The organism is Dyadobacter sp. CY345 (genome assembly GCF_021502725.1).
In the GTDB taxonomy this organism is placed as follows: domain Bacteria; phylum Bacteroidota; class Bacteroidia; order Cytophagales; family Spirosomataceae; genus Dyadobacter.
Window position 1 is genome coordinate 376,606 of sequence record NZ_JAKFFS010000001.1, and the last position, 17,316, is coordinate 393,921.

Sequence of the window (17,316 nt, forward strand, 5' to 3'; positions counted from 1 at the left end):
ACCAAAAAGCTGAATTTAGTTTTTGAACAAAACAGTTATTAAACGAAACTTCCCAGGGGGAAGCTTTGAGCAGGAGCAAATTTAGAATAGATTGATTATCAATAGCCTTGTTCACAATTGCTTAATACTCAGGTAAAACTGGCATAATGACAAAGGGGTAGTTTTGTTCAAAAAAACTGCTCACCATGAACAACAATTACCTTTTCAACAGAAAAGCGGCTTTGGCTGTTTTTTTAAGTGGTGCCATGGCACTGAATGCATGTACGGATCACAATCAGGAGCCGGATAATACTGCGAAATTGGTTGACAGGTCTGTCAATCCTTCACTTGTAAAAGCGCTTCCGGGTTTTGAAAATCTGAAAATCACGACGTTGATTAGTTCGGACGACGTTCTTCCAGAATCTCCCGGTTTTATTTATGGTGCTCAGCCAGATGGTGGTGCATTCGTGAAAAACCCAAATGGCGAAGGATTTATTATGATCAACAATCATGAAATTCATCAGTCAGTTTCACGTGTATTTCTTGATAAGGATATCAAACCTGTGAAAGGGGAGTATATCGTTGATTACGAAGGCGGACAGTGGCGCTTGTGTTCTGCAACTTTGGCTACACCACAAGAACATGGATTTGGTCCTTTGTTTTTGACTGCTGGTGAGAGTGGTGCAGAATCTATGACACATGCGATCGACATATTCGCTCCTGCGGATAAAAAGAATAAATCAAGAACAGTAAGTGCTTTCGGAAAATGGAGTGCTGAAAATGCAGTTCCGCTTCCAAAGGATGCGTTTCCTGGAAAAACTGTGATTATCATTGGTGAAGATGATACAAATGGTCAGTTGGTAGCCTATGTTACTGAAACGGTAGGAGATTTGTTGACAGGTAAATTATATGCGCTTCGTCGTGCTGGAAACAACCCAAGTCCTGTTGAGACAGATATGACAAAAGGTATAAGCTACGATGTTGAATTTGTACCATTTGATGATGTAAAAACGAGTACTGGCGCTCAATTGCAAGCACAAACGGTTGCAAAAAAGATGATCCAGTTTGCCCGTGTTGAAGATATCGATTACCGCAAAGGCGGAAACGGTGTTGGGAGAGAAATTTATTTCACTGCAACAGGTGTGAGCGAAGCGGATAAGGTGACGCCGGTAACTGGTAAAAATATGTGGGGACGCGTTTATCAATTGAAATTTGATGCGGCTGATCCATTGAAAGGGAAATTGGAAATCGTTATGGATGGAGCAGATCGTCCGGGAAATTTCATTGTAAATCCTGATAACATCTGTGTGACAAAAGACTACGTTTATGTGCAGGAAGATGGTGATTCATTCTACAAAATGAACGATCACGATGGTACGATCTGGCAGTACAACATCCTGACGAAGGAAAGCAAAGCGATGCTTCAGATGGATCACCGCAGATCTGATGCAACTTTCAATGCAAAATACAATTCAGTTAATAGTAATTCATTGAGCTCTTGGGAGTACGGTGCTATGATCGATATTTCTGACGTAGTAGGAATTCCTGAAACTTTCATGATCAACCTTCACCCGCATACATGGCAGGATGCAAAATATCTTAGCGCTGACGGAAGCGGGTTATCATCTAACAGAGAAGGTGGACAAACCGTAATCGTTAGAGGTATTAAGCAATAATTTTTTTTGAAAATAATGTGTAGAAGGTCTTTTTCGAAAGGCCTTCTACACTTTTTATATCACTATGAACAAAATATTTCCTTCCGTTATCATCCTGTTTTTTGCGGTAATTATTTTTTCATGTCAGCCAGATAAAACGCCGACAGAAAAAGTATACCAGTATTTCAAATCCGATGTTGAAGAATTCGTGAAGCTGAATGATCATTTTTTGAATTCAGTGAAAGAAAAAAAGAGTAAGGAAGTTTTGCAAAAAGAGTTTTTGAGACTTCGGTTACAATTCAAAAAAGCCGAAGCGTTTGCAGAATATTTTACGCCTTCAACCGTCAGACTTGTGAATGGTGCGCCGCTGGATGAAATCGAAGAAGAGGAAAATGCTGTTTTTGAACCTGGTGGATTACAGGTAATTGAAGAATTAATTTATACGGACGAAACCCTGGATGAAGAAGAATTAATCAGGCAGGTCCGTAAAATGCAAATGAATGCCAAGCGTATTCTTTCGCTTTGGACAGACATTCAGATAACTGATTCTCATGTGTTTGATGCCTTGCGTCTGGAATTATTTCGCATGATTACGTTAGGTATTTCAGGATTTGACACGCCCGGGTCTGGCAATGCATTATCGGAAAGTGAAGAGGTTTTGGTTTCTTTTCAAAAATATATCAAAGCATACAAAGCGCTTTTGCCTGAGTATGCTTCGTTGTATAATGGTGCTGAATCAGCAATTGTTTTTATTAGAAAAAATAAGGATTTTAATAAATTTGACCGCGCTGCTTTTATCGTTGATTATATAAATCCATTGACAAAATCTCTGAAAATAAATCAGGATCTGGCTTCAATTCCTTTTATCAATGACCGCAGATTATTGCGGTCCGATATCGCAACTTTGTTTGATGCAAAGGCTTTTGATGCAGATGCACTCTTGTCCAATACTGATTTTAATTCTACGGTAGACAGAGTTGCCCTCGGGGAAAAGCTTTTCTATGATGGCCGGATTTCCGGAAATGGAAAAACCAACTGTGGTAGTTGTCATCAGCCTGCTCTTGCTTATACCGATGGGCTAAAAACAAGTCGGGGTATACAAAAATCAATAGCCCGAAATGCTCCGACGATTACTTATGCAGCATTGCAACAGGCATTTTTTTATGATTTGAGATCTCCCTCTCTAGAAGATCAGGCAGTGGATGTGATTCACAACAAAGAAGAAATGCACGGGTCATTACAATCCGTTTCAAAACTGGTTGGGTCTGATGAAGATTATCAGCGTTTATTTAAAAAAGCATATCCGGAATTGGATAGCATTCAACCTGTTTACATCCAGAATGCGTTAGCTACGTTTGTACGTTCACTGAGTCCTTTTTCTTCACCTTTTGACCAATATATGCGAGGTGATAAAAAAGCGTTAACGGATAATCAGGTTGCAGGTTTTAATATATTCATGGGAAAAGCAAAGTGCGGAACCTGTCATTTTATGCCATTATTTAACGGAACCGTACCTCCGGGATATCAAAAAACGGAATCAGAGGTACTGGGTGTAACGGTCAACGCGGATTGGAAACAGGCAAAACTCGACAATGATAAAGGAAGAGGAATTCACGATCAGTTTCCACAATGGAAAAATTCTTTCAAGACCAGTTCGTTGAGAAACATCGCAAAAACGGCACCATATATGCATAACGGTGTTTACACAAGTTTGCAGGAAGTGGTGGAATTTTACAACGAAGGAGGCGGTGCAGGTCTCGGACTGGATGTTCCAAATCAAACGCTGGCTCCGGATAAATTAAATTTATCTCAGCAGGAAATTGAGCTGGTTATTGATTTTATGGAAGGGTTGACGGATGGGAAGTAGTGTCAATACAAACTTAGGTTAAAATATTGAAAAACAAATCATTAAAGCTTGATCGATAGTTGTAACGAGCCGCCAAGCCCAACTTCAATGATTTTTTGCAAGGTTGAAATTCTAACCTCCTTTACATTGTTTTCAATTTTGGAAATATACGATTTTGTCGTACCAACTTTTTCGGCAAGTTGTTCCTGTGTCATACCTTTTTCCAGGCGTGCTTCTTGAATCAATACACCAACTTTAAATGCCTCGTAACCAGATTCTAAATTATCTCTTTTAGGAGTACCGGATTTCCCGTAGTGCTGATCTTTAAATTGGTCCAGCGTCGAAAGGTTATTTTTCGTTTTCATATTCCTGTTTGATTTTTAAAGCCTTTAATATTTCTCCTTTGGGCGTTTTTTGTGTCTTTTTCTGGAAACCATTGGCTAGAACAATCAATTTGCCGCGGTCGAAAAAGCAGAAAATTCTAAAAATATCGTTGGATTGCTGAACCCTGACTTCGAATAATCCATCTGTATTTTCAAAATGCTTTAAATTAGTCTTAGGAATAGTATGAAGTTCTTCAATCAAGTTTAAGGTCCAGATAATTTTATCCTGAACTTTCGTATTTTGTTTTAGAAAGAATGCCCGGAAATGATCCTTGTAAAATACAACGGTACGACGTTTTTGTTTTTCTGCCACAACAAAGATAGAAAAAGTTGCCCGAAAGTGAAACAATCTACCAATAATAAATTGGCAGGCTATCTCTATGACTCTCAGCTTTCCTTAAAGTAACTTCTTACAGATCAGTATTTAACTATCCTCCAAAACCTCACCTTTTTCCAACTTCAAAAACCTGGTAACGCAAGATGGAATCTCGTTCAAATAATGCGAAACGTAGATTAAAGTTCTTTCCTGTGTCTTGCAAATGGCATCAACAACGGATTTGAAATATTCGATTGAAACGGTATCCAGTCCCTGGCAAGGTTCGTCAAGGATTAAAAGCGGAGGATTTTTGACTAAGGCTCTGGCTAGTAAAACCAGACGCTGCTCTCCTTTGGAAAGCTGAGAAAAATCCTTTTCAATAAGTGGATGCACGTGTAATAACTCAGCAACTTCATGTACACGAGCTATCTGAATATAAGTCAGTTTTTTGAAAAATATTCCTGTCGCGTCAAAAAAGCCTGATGCGATGGTTTTGAAAACTGTGGTGTTTTTCGGGAAGTATAAGTGTAACTCGGGAGAAACATGCCCGATTTTTTGTTTGATATCCCAAATAGAAGCGCCAATTCCGCCGCGTTTTTTATCAAACAAATCAAAGTCATTAGCAAAACGCTGCGGATTATCTGCGGTAATAATACTCAATAAAGTTGATTTTCCAGAACCATTCGCGCCCGACAAAGCCCACTTTTCACCTTTACGGATTTTCCAACTAATGCCTTTTAATATTTGGTCCTTATTGTATTTTACTTTGATGTTCCGAAGATCAATGGCTGTCTCAAAATCAACAAAATTTGGTAAACCAAAGCTTTCGAGTTTTTCGGGATCAGGTTGGGGAAAGGCCTCGATATCTGGAGTTCCGATTTTAAAAGAACCAATTGATGATATTTTTTCAATACTGCCGTGGCTCATTTCCAGCACTTGCGTCACGCATGGAGGGATTTGTGTCGCAATTGTTGCGATGATTATTGTTACGCCGGATTTAGCCAGTTCGTCTAAGGCGCTTCTTAAAACTTCCCGTGAAAGAACGTCCAGACCAGCAAAAGGATTATCCAGAATCAATATTTCCGGATGTTTCAACAGCGATTTTGCCAACAGCATTCTCCGGGTTTCACCATTTGAAAGTGTGACAAAAGGATGGTCAAGCAGATTTTTAATGGACAACAATTCACTCACTTTTTCCAGTTGTACATTATCAATTTTTGATGGTTCCAGATGGACAGAATTCTCATTAACCGTCCCGACCGGTTTTAGTTGATCTGTCAAAATTGCTCTGACACTTGGCGCGCGTTCGGCTTCGTAAGAATGAAAACGTTGCTGGTAGTATTCCGCTCCCGCGCTGACAATCCGGTTAAATGAATAATCGTTCGGAACAAACTCGATCGCGTCGCGTATCGGTTTATCAAATCCATACTGCAACTTTCCTTTCCAGACCGGCCATTTTCCAGCAATGACATCAAGCAAAGTTGTTTTTCCGGAGCCGTTAGGACCAATAATTGCCCACTGCTCTCCTTTTTGTATTTCCCAGCTAATTCCGTTTAATACAGTCGTATCATATTTTCTAACAGAAACATCATCAAGTTTTATCAAAGCCATATCAAATTACGCAGTCATTACCATTCAAAACGAAGCCACCGGCTGATTGAAATTACATCCGGCAAAGATTGTTAAGTTTGATCGGAATCAAAAGGCGATTTGGGTATAAAAAAACTGCGCATGAAACTCAATCGAAATTGAATATCATGCGCAGTGGCAATATGTTTTGCCTTATTATTAGTTTTATTGATGAAGTTCAAGATTGAATTCTTTCATCATCTGTTTGATAAAAGAAGGAAGGTCATCTGTTTTTCTGCTTGTTATCAGACCATTATCTGTTACCACAACTTTGTCAATCCAAATTGCTCCTGAATTTTCCAGATCAATTCTAATGGCTGAATTGGAAGTTAAAGTTCTTCCCAGCACGACATCAGCATCAATCAGGATCTGAGGACCGTGACAAATGGCTGCAACCGGTTTGTGGTTTTTGAAAAATGAACGGACAAACTGAACCGCTTTTGGGTTTGTACGAAGTGCATCTAGATTCATAACGCCACCAGGCAAAACCAGCGCATCGTAATAATCTGCCCTGGCAATATCCAAAGGAACATCCACTTTATGAATTTCTCCCCAATCTACATGATTCCAACCTTTAACCGTATCCTTGTTTGGAGAGATGATATGGGTTGTCGCACCATTGTTTTTCAATGTCTCACGTGGGCAGGTCATTTGTACCTGCTCAAATCCGTCCGCTACTAAAATAGCAACCTTCATTACATTTGATGTCGAGTCCATACTGGGGATTATTTTGAATTATAACTGGAAATTTTTTAACTAAAATAATAATTACAAAAAATATGCCAACTGAAAAACAAATTCGAGAGAAATAGAAAAGCTAGTCTTTGGAGGCGAGTTAACTACATGATTATAACGTGATTTTGTATGTTTAAATTACAAATAATTTGTGGTAAAAAAAATGGGTAAGCAGAAATTTTTCTGCTTACCCATCCGTACTAATTTTACTATTAACTAAATCTCTACGCTTCCAACATTTTCAAAAATCAAATCGCCATCTGCATTCAGCTCCATCATAATGACAGAATCTTTCGCCACCTGACCACTTAAAATACCTTTTGAAAGCTCGTTAAGTATTTTTCTCTGCAATACCCGTTTCAAAGGACGAGCACCGAATGCCGGATCAAATCCTTCCTCACCGAGTTTTGTCAATGCCTCGTCTGTGGAGTCCAGTGTCACGCCTTGTTCCATAAGCATTTTCTGGATTCCTTTGAACTGGATATCCACGATTTTACGGATATTTTTCATTGAAAGTGGTTCAAACAATACGATCTCGTCAATCCTGTTCAAAAATTCCGGGCGAACTGATGCTTTCAACAAATCCAAAACTTCCTTCTTCGCTTCTTCAACGATCAAGGTATGATTCCATCCTTCGTCTTCCGCAAATTTCTCTTGAATAATATGGCTTCCGATGTTAGAAGTCATGATGATGATCGTGTTTTTGAAATTCGCCACACGGCCTTTATTATCAGTCAAACGACCTTCATCCAGTACCTGCAAAAGTATATTCCAGACGTCTGGATGCGCTTTTTCGATCTCATCCAATAAAATTACGCTGTAAGGTTTGCGACGAACGGCTTCTGTTAGTTGCCCACCCTCATCATAACCAACATAACCCGGAGGCGCTCCAACCAGACGACTTACGGCATGACGTTCCTGATATTCGCTCATATCAATCCGGACCATCGAATTTTCATCGTTGAATAAATATTCAGCCAGGGTTTTTGCCAGCTCAGTCTTACCAACTCCCGTCGGTCCAAGGAATAGAAAACTTCCAAGTGGACGCTTTGAATCCTGTAAGCCCGCGCGGCTACGGCGCACTGCATCCGAAACCAGCGTGATCGCTTCTTCCTGACCAGCGACACGTTGGTGCAGATGAGCTTCCAGATTCAACAATTTCTCCTTATCACTTTGCAGCATTTTGCTGACAGGAATTCCGGTCCATTTCGCCACAACTTCTGCAATTTCTTCCGGTGTCACTTCTTCCTGCATCAGGCTTTCGGCATTTTCGGATGCCTGCAATTCTTCCAGGCGCTTGTTCACTTCCGGAATCCGGCCATATCTGATTTCAGCAACTTTTCCAAAGTCCCCGGAACGTTCTGCCTGCTCAGCTTCCAAACGCAGCTGTTCAGTTTGCTCTTTCAAAGAACGTACTTCATTCACTTTGCCTTTTTCATTTTCCCAAAGCGCTTTCAGACTATTGCGTTTTTCACTCAGGTCGGCAATTTCTTTGTTTAAAATCGTTTCTTTTTCTTTGTTATTTTCACGGCGAATGGCTTCACGCTCGATTTCCAGCTGCATCACTTTGCGATTCAACTCATCCAATTCTTCAGGAACGCTATCCATTTCCAGACGAAGTTTTGAAGCAGCTTCGTCCATTAAGTCGATTGCTTTATCAGGAAGAAAACGGTCGCTGATATAACGCGTCGATAGCTCAACGGCAGCAATAACAGCATCATCCTGGATTCTGACACCATGGTGCAATTCATATTTTTCTTTGATACCACGCAAAATACTGATGGCGTCAGGAATGGTAGGCTCATCCACCATTACAGCCTGGAAACGACGTTCCAGCGCCTTATCCTTTTCCATATATTTCTGATATTCTTTCAGCGTCGTTGCACCGATCGCATGCAGCTCTCCGCGGGCAAGTGCCGGTTTTAGCAAGTTTGCAGCATCCATAGCACCTTCACCGCCTCCACCTGCACCGATCAAAGTGTGAATCTCGTCAATAAACAATACGATTTCACCCTCAGAATCAGTCACTTCTTTGATCACCGCTTTCAGGCGTTCTTCAAATTCACCTTTATATTTTGCACCTGCGATCAGCAAGCCCATATCAAGAGATGCGATAATTTTAGATTTCAGGTTTTCCGGAACATCGCCCTGCACAATTCTCTGCGCAAGTCCTTCTACTATTGCTGTTTTACCAACGCCTGGTTCTCCCAGAAGAATCGGATTGTTTTTGGTACGGCGGCTTAATATCTGTAAAACCCGTCTGATTTCTTCATCTCTGCCAATTACAGGATCGATTTTTCCTGCTTTGGCGAGCTCATTCAGGTTTTTGCTGTATCGTTCCAGAGAACGATATTTTGCTTCTGCGTTTTGATCTTTCACGGGATTATTTTTACCTCTAAGTTCTTTGATGGCGTTAATAAGCTCTTTTTCCTTAAACCCAACTTCTTTCATCATGGTTGCTGTGGAATCTTTTCCACTCAAAATCCCTAACAAAAGAAGCTCTATACTAATAAATTCGTCTCCGAATTCTTTCAGATAATTCTGCGCTTTGGCAGTGGCAACGGCCAGGTCATTTCCCAAAAATGACTGGCTCGATCCGGTCACTTTCGGATAACTGTCAAGTATTTTTTGCAGACGGTTATTTAAAACATCTGCACTTATATTTAGTTGATTCAGAATAAACTGCGACGTATTTGGATCCTCTTCCAAGATGGATTTCACCACATGCCCCGTTTCAATAGCCTGTTGCTGATTGCCCTGGGCCATTTGCGCTGCATGTTGGATAATCTCCTGCGCCTTGATGGTATATTGGTTAAAGTTCATGGCGGTGTTTAGTTGAATTAAGTGATATACTCTTTTTCTCAAACAGTGTGCCGGAGCAACAAATCGGAAATTATGGCGTGTTTTTGTTTGAATTGAATGGATATACGTCAAAACGTCAGGTATTTAAGGGTTAAGTTTGAATATGCGGCGGTAAAAAATTTCAGTTCATATTATTTTGATGAAAAGGTTACTGTTTTAGATATTGCGTTAAATTTCAAGCAGGATTAAATGAAAATCGGCCTTTTAGAATGTGACCACGTGCGGGAAGAATTACTCCCGATTGCGGGAGATTACCGGCAAATGTTTCCGGCTTTGTTTGCATCCGCAGCACCTGATTGGGAGTTTATCTTTTTCGATGTCTGCAATGGTCATTTTCCTAATTCCGTCGATGCCTGTGATGCTTACATCTGTACAGGATCTAAGTCATCGGTATATGATAATGATCCCTGGATTCACCAGTTAAAAACTTTTGTACAGAATTTATATCAGTCTGATAAAACTTTTATAGGTATTTGTTTTGGACATCAGATGCTGGGCGAGGCGCTTGGCGGAAAGGTTCAGAAATCTGATGTTGGCTGGTGTGTCGGCGTTCATCCTTTTGAAATGCTAGCTTTTGAAAGCTGGATGAATCCGCCGCTATCTAATTTTAATCTGTTGATGATGTGCCAGGATCAGGTTTTGGCACTTCCATCCAACAGTACTTTATTAGGACAAACTCCGGATTGTCCTGTTGCCATGTTCAGGGTGGGGGATAAGATGCTGGGTATCCAGGCGCATCCGGAATTTCCCAAATTGTATAACAAAGCGTTAATGGAATTGCGCGTGGAACGGATAGGTGAGCGTAAAGTCGAGTTCGGAATTATGAGCCTGGAACTGCCAACTGCCGAAAAAAGCATTGCAGAATGGATCGTTAATTTTGTCCGGGCAAATAAATAATGGTAAAACATCCAAATTTCTTTTGTTGTCTTCCAGGATTGTAGGATTTTTACAAAAGAATAAGTTTTGAACCGATAGTCACATGACAGATAATAATATAACCACACACCGTCAAATATTGACTTCGCTGCAAACGCGGCAGAAAATTCGCCGGATTGCATTTGAAATATACGAGCAGAATTTCGAAGAAAAGGAGATTATTCTGGCGGGAATAGTGGGTGAAGGGTATGAATTTGCCAAAGTGCTGACGCAGGAATTAAAATCGATTTCTCCGCTGGAAGTCAAATTGATCGAATTGCGGTTTGATAAAACGACTAATCAGCAAAGTGAAATTCATTTTGACGATGAATCTGTGCAGGTCGAAAATCAGGTTGTTGTAGTCGTAGATGACGTTTTAAATACGGGTCGGACACTCGCTTTTGCACTTGAACCATTTCTAAAAGTTCAGATGAAGAAGGTTCAGGTCGCTGTGATCGTGGACAGGGAGCATCACAAATTTCCTATTTCTGCTGATTATGTAGGGTATTCATTAAGTACCACGATCAGTGAAAGGGTAGAAGTGATTTTGAGCCGCAGTGCGGATGAAGGGGTTTACTTAAAGTAGGTGTCGCTTTTAGTTAGAGTTTATATACTTAGCTGATTAAATTATGAGAGTTCAGGTGATACAGGACAGTAAAGGAAAAGCGACTGGGGTTTTTATTCCAATTAATGAATGGGATAAGTTGAAAAAGCAATATGAAGAGCTGGCCAATATGGAGGATGAAGAACTGTCAAAAATGCAGCTTTTGGAAGAAATTAAGCAGGCCTTGATCGAGCTGAAATTAGTAGGACAAGGAAAAGTTAAGGCCCGTCCCATACAAGCCCTGCTAGATGAGTTATAAAATATTTTCAATTTCACTTTTTGATAAGCAAGCAAAGAGACTTGCAAAAAAATATCCTTCGCTAAAACAAGACTTGTCAGACTTAATATTGGAACTTGCAGAAAAACCCAATATAGGTAAACCGCTGGGAAATAATTTTTATAAAGTCCGGTTGGCAATAAATTCAAAGGGAAAGGGTAAATCTGGCGGAGCAAGGGTCATCACATATATCCAAATAGTCGACTCAACTATCTTTCTTACCTCAATATATGACAAGTCGGAAAAGAGTAGTATTACCAGCAAAGAACTGGATCAAATTTTTAAATTGTTAAATTAAGCGTCTACTTTTTCAATCACTTAATTGTAGACGCTTAAAGTATTAACGGCACTACTCGACCGCCTTAATTTCAACAATCACACTCGTTCTTCTGGCATTTACAGTGGGGTTAAAACCGACAGTCATCAAATATTCTCCTGAATAAATCTGTTCTTCATTCAACGAAGTTTTGGTTTCAGGATATAAATTTAGCTCCTTCACTTTATATTTTTTCGCCGGATCCAGGCCTTGCAATCTAAATGGAGTGTCAGAACCAGCGCCATAACGGTTACTTACCAGGTAAGAGAAAAGAATTGCCCTATCCTTCTTTTTTGTGTTAAACATCAATGCAGAATACTCATTTTTCTTTGGATCAACCAAACGGTATAAGTCGCCATGCCAGACAACATCTTTAATGGCATTATAAGTGGCAACCGACTGCTGACTGAATTTTAGGTCTTTCTCATTCAAATGGCTTACCACAATATCATAACCCAATTTTCCCATCATGGCCACGTCCGTGCGAAATTTTAACGGCTGTTTCCCCCAATCCGTAACATGAGCACTTTGCGTGAGAGCAGGGAAAAAATAAGAATATTCCCATTGCATGAAAATTCTTTCCATTGGATCGGTATTATCACTTGGCCAGAATTCTGTAAAATATTTAAGCGCTTCATAATCGACGCGACCGCCGCCGCCGGAGCATAACATCATTGGGATTTTGGGATATTTAGCCCGCATTTTTTCCAAAACTTTGTAGAGCCCTTTCACATAATCAACATAAAGCTGAGATTGTTTTTGTTTGCTTTTTTCAAGGTAAGCGGAGTAAGCATTATAGGTGATCGCATTACAGTCCCATTTTATATAAGCAATATCCGGGTTTTCTGTAAAAAGTTTATCAAGAACGCCGTAAACAAAATCCTGAACTTCGGGGTTGGAAAGATCCAGCGGCAGCTGGTTTCGCATGTAATGCTCCGGTCTTTGCGGCTGTTTGATCACCCAATCCGGATGTTTTTCGTATAACTCACTCTTAGGATTGACCATTTCCGGCTCAACCCAAATCCCGAATTTTATTCCGGTTTTTTGCGCCTCTTTCACCAAATAACCAATTCCATGAGGAAGTTTTTTGACGTTTTCCTGCCAGTCGCCTAAGCCGGTTTTGTCGTTGTTGCGTGGATATTTGTTAGCAAACCAGCCATCATCCAATAAAAACAGATCAACACCCAGTTTTTTTCCATCTTTGAAAAGTTCTGAAATCTTTTCTTCGTTAAAATCAAAATATGTGGCTTCCCAGTTGTTTAGCAGTGTCAATCTTGAACCTTCGCCATCCAGAATTCTATATTTTCTAGCCCAGTTATGCAGATTTCTGCTCGCTTCACCTTTTCCATTTTCTGAAAAAGTATAAATGAAAGACGGCGTTTTAAATTCTTGTTTTGAAGTCAGCGGATATTCGGACGCGAAAGAATTTATTCCTGCGATAAGGCGGAGGTTATGGTGCGAGTCCACTTCGAAATCCATCCGGAAATTCCCCGACCAGGCTAGTGTACCCAGCAACACTTTTCCTTCGGTTTCCGTAGCAGGTTTGTCGAATGATAAGGAGAAACTTGGCGGCTGAAACAGGTTCGCGCGTGTCCCTAGTTTTGAATCAAGCACACGGATTCCGGCAGTTAGCAATTCTTCTTCCGGGTTCATTTCTTTCGCCCAGCTTCCGTTGTAATGTGTCAGATAATAATCTTTGGCAACAAAATACAGATTTGCAGAAGCATATTTTTGAAGTAGTACCGGGTTCTTTTCCTGGCTTTTAATGACACTCCACTGCTCGACTACGTTTTCAGAGGCGTAAATTTTGTAAAATAACGTTACCTCAACAGGATAGACCGGATCTTTTAAAACGATGCTGGTAACGCTGACATTGCTGTCCTGCTTTGTCGTAGTATGACTTACGTAAACCAAATCCAGAGACCTGTTCCCATCTCCGTGCGTTAGCTGCAAAGCAGGTTCCGACACACTCCAACTTCCAGATGGTGTATATGCTGAATTGTAAATACCGGCATTCTCATCACGTTGACGGCTTTGCAATGGGATGGCTTTATATTCAGAAGACTGACTCAGTTTTTTACCGAAATAGATTATTTCCAGATGATTTTCATAATCAGTTTGAAGTATGAGTGCATTCTGGTTTGTTTCTATTGGGATAATTACCGGTGCGATTTGAGCAAAAGCTCCGATTCCTGAGATTGAGAAAAGCAGGCAGAGGAAAATATTTTTAAACACAATTTTTGAAGATTAGTAATGGAAACACATGAAAAAATAAAAGGATCAATAACCGCTTTCATACTGAGCGATATTGATCCTTTTCAATGTTTTATATTTAATCTAGCTGTAAACCCTTCTCAGTTTTACATTTTCAACCGGGCGAATGATCAGCGGTACTTTTTCTATTTTAACAGAACTACTGTCAAGACCGAACCATTTATCTTCCGGCGTGGTAAAATCTTTCACGAAGAAATACGCTTTCATAATCATTTGCTCGAAAAAAGGCAGATCATTTTCGAAAGAAAGAAAGCGTTCAAGTACTACGAAACGGAAATCACCCGTCACATTCTGGCGGCTTAATGATTCGTATCGACTGGTTATATCCACTTCTTTATTCATTACCATATCTTCAACCACTTTTCGGAAAAAGAGGTTAATGCGCTGTTCCACGCGGAATCCAAGTTTGAAATTTACCTTGATCACCGTTTCATCGTCGTCAATGGTGTTCACCTTGTATTCCATTGTGTACGGATCATCAGTAGTATCCACGTGTATAAACCAGTAAATATCAGCACGTTTTGGCCGTTTCTGAAAGATCGAATAAATTACTTTCGTCTCAATCTCTGAAACACGTGAAGCATTGGTCATGAAAACCAGATGAGTCGTGTATTTTGGAATACTAATATCCCGGCTCAACTCGCGCAATGCCGGCAGGTATGATGCCAGTTTTGTGTATTCTGTCAAACGTAATTTGATATAAAAAGCTCTTAACCAAACGGTCATTAACCCTGCGACCAAAACCCCAATCATAATCGTAAACCAGCCACCGTGTGTAAATTTCAAAAGATTGGCGCCCAGGAAAAGTCCTTCTATTGACAAGTACAGAAGCATGAATCCTATAACAATCCAGAGATTTACCCTTTTAAGATAAAGGTAATAAGAGAAAAGAATTGTTGTCATGATCATGGTCAGTGTGATCGCCAAACCATAGGCAGCTTCCATGTGTGAGGATTCTTTGAAATAAAACACAACCACCATACAGCCAAGCCATAACAGCCAGTTTACGCTTGGAACGTACAGCTGTCCCTTTTGATCACTTGGATAAACCAACCTTACTTTTGGCCAGAAATTCAAACGGATTGCTTCAGAAATTAGGGTAAAAGATCCTGATATCAACGCCTGGCTGGCAATAATGGCGGCCGATGTGGCGATGGTAATCCCTGGTAAAAGCCACCAATCAGGCATTACCTCATAAAATGGTTTACGATCCTGAAGCATATTACCGATTTCAGAAAGTAACCAGGCACCTTGTCCAAAATAATTCAGAACAAGACAGATTTTCACAAAGATCCAGCTGATGCGGATATTTGCGCGACCGCAGTGTCCAAGATCTGTATAAAGTGCTTCTGCTCCCGTAGTACAAAGAAAAACGGCTCCCAGCATCCAGAATCCACCCGGATGTTTGGTTAGCAGTTCGTATCCATAGACAGGATTTAATGCTTTGAAAATTTCCGGATGCTCCAAAATCTGGTATAATCCAAGAACACCTAGCATCGAAAACCAGGTAATCATAATCGGCCCGAAAGCACGTCCAACTATTTTTGTACCGAAGGCCTGGATCAGGAAAATCAGTGTCAGGATCGCGATAACGATCGGGATTGTCTGGATATTTGGATAAAGTATCCGAAGGCCTTCAACAGCTGACGAAACTGAAATGGGCGGAGTAATAATTCCATCCGCGAGCAGCGTACTTCCACCAATAATGGCCGGAACTGTGAGCCAGCGTGCGTGTTTTCTCACCAAAGCATAAAGTGCAAATATTCCGCCTTCACCCCGGTTATCAGCTCTCAGGATTAAAATCACATATTTTACAGTCGTTTGTAGTGTTAATGTCCAAACGATACAGGAGAGTGAACCGTAGACGATTTCTTCGGTAATTACCTCTTTGCCAATGATTGCCTGCATTACATAAAGCGGCGATGTACCTATGTCTCCATAAATAATTCCGAACGCAATAAGAATACCGGCAGCAGAGATTTTGTCAAAATTGTGTTTGGATTCCATTCATTTCTTTTCTTAAAATCGGCGAAAGTTAGGAAACCGCAGGCAAAGTAGGTACTTGTATACTGAAAATTTAATTTATGATTAGTTACCTATGCTTAAAAAAGTGTTCTGATTAGCAGGTAACCGTTTAATAATATGATAATTAGCGTTACAATCCAGCTGATTATGGTGACTGCTTTTGAATTAGCAAAATTTCCCATAATGGATTTGTTTGCAGTAAAAAACACAAGTGGGACAACCGCGAAACTTAATTGAAGCGACAAAATAACCTGGCTGAAAACCAGTAGTTCTGCCGTTCCTTTTTCACCATAAAGTGTAGCTACGATCAATGCAGGGACAATCGCAATTCCTCGGGTAATCATCCTCCGAAGCCAAGGTTTCAAACGAATATTCAAAAATCCTTCCATAACAATTTGCCCGGCGAGCGTCCCTGTTAGTGTTGAACTTTGGCCTGAAGCAAGTAATGCCAAGGCAAAGAAAACACCGGCCAGACTTACACCAAGTACAGGATCTAGCAAATGGTAAGCATCTGTAATATCGGCAACTTCCCGATGTCCGTTATTATGAAAGGCAGCAGCAGCAAGAATTAAAATTGATGCATTGATAAAAAATGCCAGTCCAAGAGAAAGAGTTGAATCAATGGTAGCAAATTTTATGGCACTGCGTTTTCCAGCATCGTCACGTTTGAAATTACGGGTTTGCACAATACTGGAATGAAGGTAAAGGTTATGCGGCATTACCGTTGCGCCAAGAATCCCGATGGCGATGTATAACATGCCCGGGTTAGTAACGATTTCCATTTTTGGTAACAATCCGCCAACAATGCCTGCAACCGAAGGCTGGGAAACGATCATTTCATACATGAAACTTACCAAAATAACGCCCATTAATCCTCCGACAATACTCTCAATAATGCGGAAACCCCTTTTTTGAAAGTATAGAACAAGTAAGACATCAAGTGCGGTTAATAAAATCCCGACCGGCAAAGGCAACCCGAACAATAAATTTAATGCAATGGCTGACCCAATTACTTCCGCAAGGTCGGTAGCTGCGATGGCGATTTCCGAAAGGAACCACAATACCATAGACACGGGTTTTGAATAATAATCCCGGCAGGCTTGTGCGAGATCCCGACCGGCTGCAATGCCCAGTTTTAGCGACAAATGCTGTAACAACATCGCAAACAAATTGGAAATCAAAATGACGGTAAGTAAGGTGTAACCAAAACGGGAGCCGCCTTCAATATCCGTCGCCCAGTTGCCCGGATCGATATATCCAACCGCAACCATAAGCCCGGGACCAGTAAAAGCCAATAACTTTTTCCAGAAACCTGCGTCCTCTGGCACGTTTATAGAAGAGTGGACTTCCGATAAAGAAGCAAGTTTATCGGTATCGTCCGTTATATTTTTAAGCAAGGAATCTTTCGCAATTAGATTGTCAAACATTTTTCGAATGTCTAAAATAAACAATTTGGTTTATTGAAAACAAAGATATTGAAAACTTTAAATAATTTTTAGA

14 protein-coding genes are annotated in these 17,316 nt (G+C 40.4%); 6 read left to right on the plus strand and 8 right to left on the minus strand.

The features are described from left to right. Positions 1-185 precede the first annotated feature (185 nt). Both L0657_RS01725 and L0657_RS01730 read left to right on the plus strand, forming a co-directional pair. Positions 186-1,655 (plus strand): hypothetical protein, encoded by a 1,470-nt coding sequence (locus L0657_RS01725; RefSeq protein ID WP_235148673.1) that lies wholly within the window; start codon positions 186-188, stop codon positions 1,653-1,655. Positions 1,656-1,719: 64 nt separating this feature from the next. Beyond that, positions 1,720-3,501, plus strand: a complete 1,782-nt coding sequence (locus tag L0657_RS01730) for a cytochrome-c peroxidase (protein ID WP_235148674.1) — start codon at positions 1,720-1,722, stop codon at positions 3,499-3,501. 41 nt (positions 3,502-3,542) lie between these two features. On the opposite strand, the gene L0657_RS01735 is transcribed toward L0657_RS01730, so the two are convergent. From L0657_RS01735 to clpB, 5 genes are all read right to left on the minus strand, one after another. Beyond that, positions 3,543-3,845 (minus strand): helix-turn-helix domain-containing protein, encoded by a 303-nt coding sequence (locus L0657_RS01735; RefSeq protein WP_235148675.1) that lies wholly within the window; start codon positions 3,843-3,845, stop codon positions 3,543-3,545. Next, positions 3,829-4,176: a type II toxin-antitoxin system RelE/ParE family toxin gene (locus tag L0657_RS01740; RefSeq protein WP_235148676.1), complete on the minus strand. Its 348-nt coding sequence runs from the start codon at positions 4,174-4,176 to the stop codon at positions 3,829-3,831. The genes L0657_RS01735 and L0657_RS01740 overlap by 17 nt, the downstream gene beginning before the upstream one ends. Before the next feature lie 111 nt (positions 4,177-4,287). After that, complete coding sequence (locus L0657_RS01745) at positions 4,288-5,790, minus strand: ATP-binding cassette domain-containing protein (RefSeq protein ID WP_235148677.1); 1,503 nt, start codon at positions 5,788-5,790, stop codon at positions 4,288-4,290. A 183-nt stretch (positions 5,791-5,973) separates the two neighbouring features. After that, on the minus strand, positions 5,974-6,525 hold the full coding sequence (locus L0657_RS01750; RefSeq protein WP_235148678.1) for a type 1 glutamine amidotransferase domain-containing protein: 552 nt from the start codon (positions 6,523-6,525) through the stop codon (positions 5,974-5,976). A 234-nt stretch (positions 6,526-6,759) separates the two neighbouring features. Beyond that, entirely contained in the window at positions 6,760-9,366 is a 2,607-nt protein-coding gene (gene clpB, locus L0657_RS01755) for an ATP-dependent chaperone ClpB (RefSeq protein ID WP_235148679.1), read from the minus strand. 228 nt (positions 9,367-9,594) lie between these two features. Here clpB and L0657_RS01760 point away from each other — a divergent pair, with 228 nt between their 5' ends. The 4 genes from L0657_RS01760 to L0657_RS01775 all read left to right on the plus strand — a co-directional run bounded on the left by L0657_RS01760 (position 9,595) and on the right by L0657_RS01775 (position 11,499). Further along, positions 9,595-10,302 carry a glutamine amidotransferase-related protein gene (locus L0657_RS01760; RefSeq protein ID WP_235148680.1) on the plus strand — a complete coding sequence of 236 codons (708 nt, stop codon included), beginning with the start codon at positions 9,595-9,597 and terminating at the stop codon, positions 10,300-10,302. A gap of 82 nt (positions 10,303-10,384) precedes the next feature. Next, a complete protein-coding gene (locus L0657_RS01765; protein WP_235148681.1) occupies positions 10,385-10,906 on the plus strand; it encodes a phosphoribosyltransferase family protein in 522 nt (173 codons plus the stop codon). 43 nt (positions 10,907-10,949) lie between these two features. Continuing rightward, positions 10,950-11,183 (plus strand): hypothetical protein, encoded by a 234-nt coding sequence (locus L0657_RS01770; protein ID WP_235148682.1) that lies wholly within the window; start codon positions 10,950-10,952, stop codon positions 11,181-11,183. Beyond that, positions 11,173-11,499: a type II toxin-antitoxin system RelE/ParE family toxin gene (locus L0657_RS01775; RefSeq protein WP_235148683.1), complete on the plus strand. Its 327-nt coding sequence runs from the start codon at positions 11,173-11,175 to the stop codon at positions 11,497-11,499. Before L0657_RS01770 ends, L0657_RS01775 begins: the two co-directional genes overlap by 11 nt. Before the next feature lie 51 nt (positions 11,500-11,550). Here the strand turns inward: L0657_RS01775 and L0657_RS01780 are convergent, their stop codons facing one another. The 3 genes from L0657_RS01780 to L0657_RS01790 all read right to left on the minus strand — a co-directional run bounded on the left by L0657_RS01780 (position 11,551) and on the right by L0657_RS01790 (position 17,243). Beyond that, a complete protein-coding gene (locus L0657_RS01780; protein ID WP_310588252.1) occupies positions 11,551-13,752 on the minus strand; it encodes an alpha-galactosidase in 2,202 nt (733 codons plus the stop codon). 102 nt (positions 13,753-13,854) lie between these two features. Next, entirely contained in the window at positions 13,855-15,798 is a 1,944-nt protein-coding gene (locus tag L0657_RS01785; protein WP_235148684.1) for a KUP/HAK/KT family potassium transporter, read from the minus strand. Between the two features lie 95 nt (positions 15,799-15,893). Further along, entirely contained in the window at positions 15,894-17,243 is a 1,350-nt protein-coding gene (locus L0657_RS01790) for an Nramp family divalent metal transporter (protein WP_235148685.1), read from the minus strand. Between the last annotated feature and the right edge of the window lie 73 nt (positions 17,244-17,316).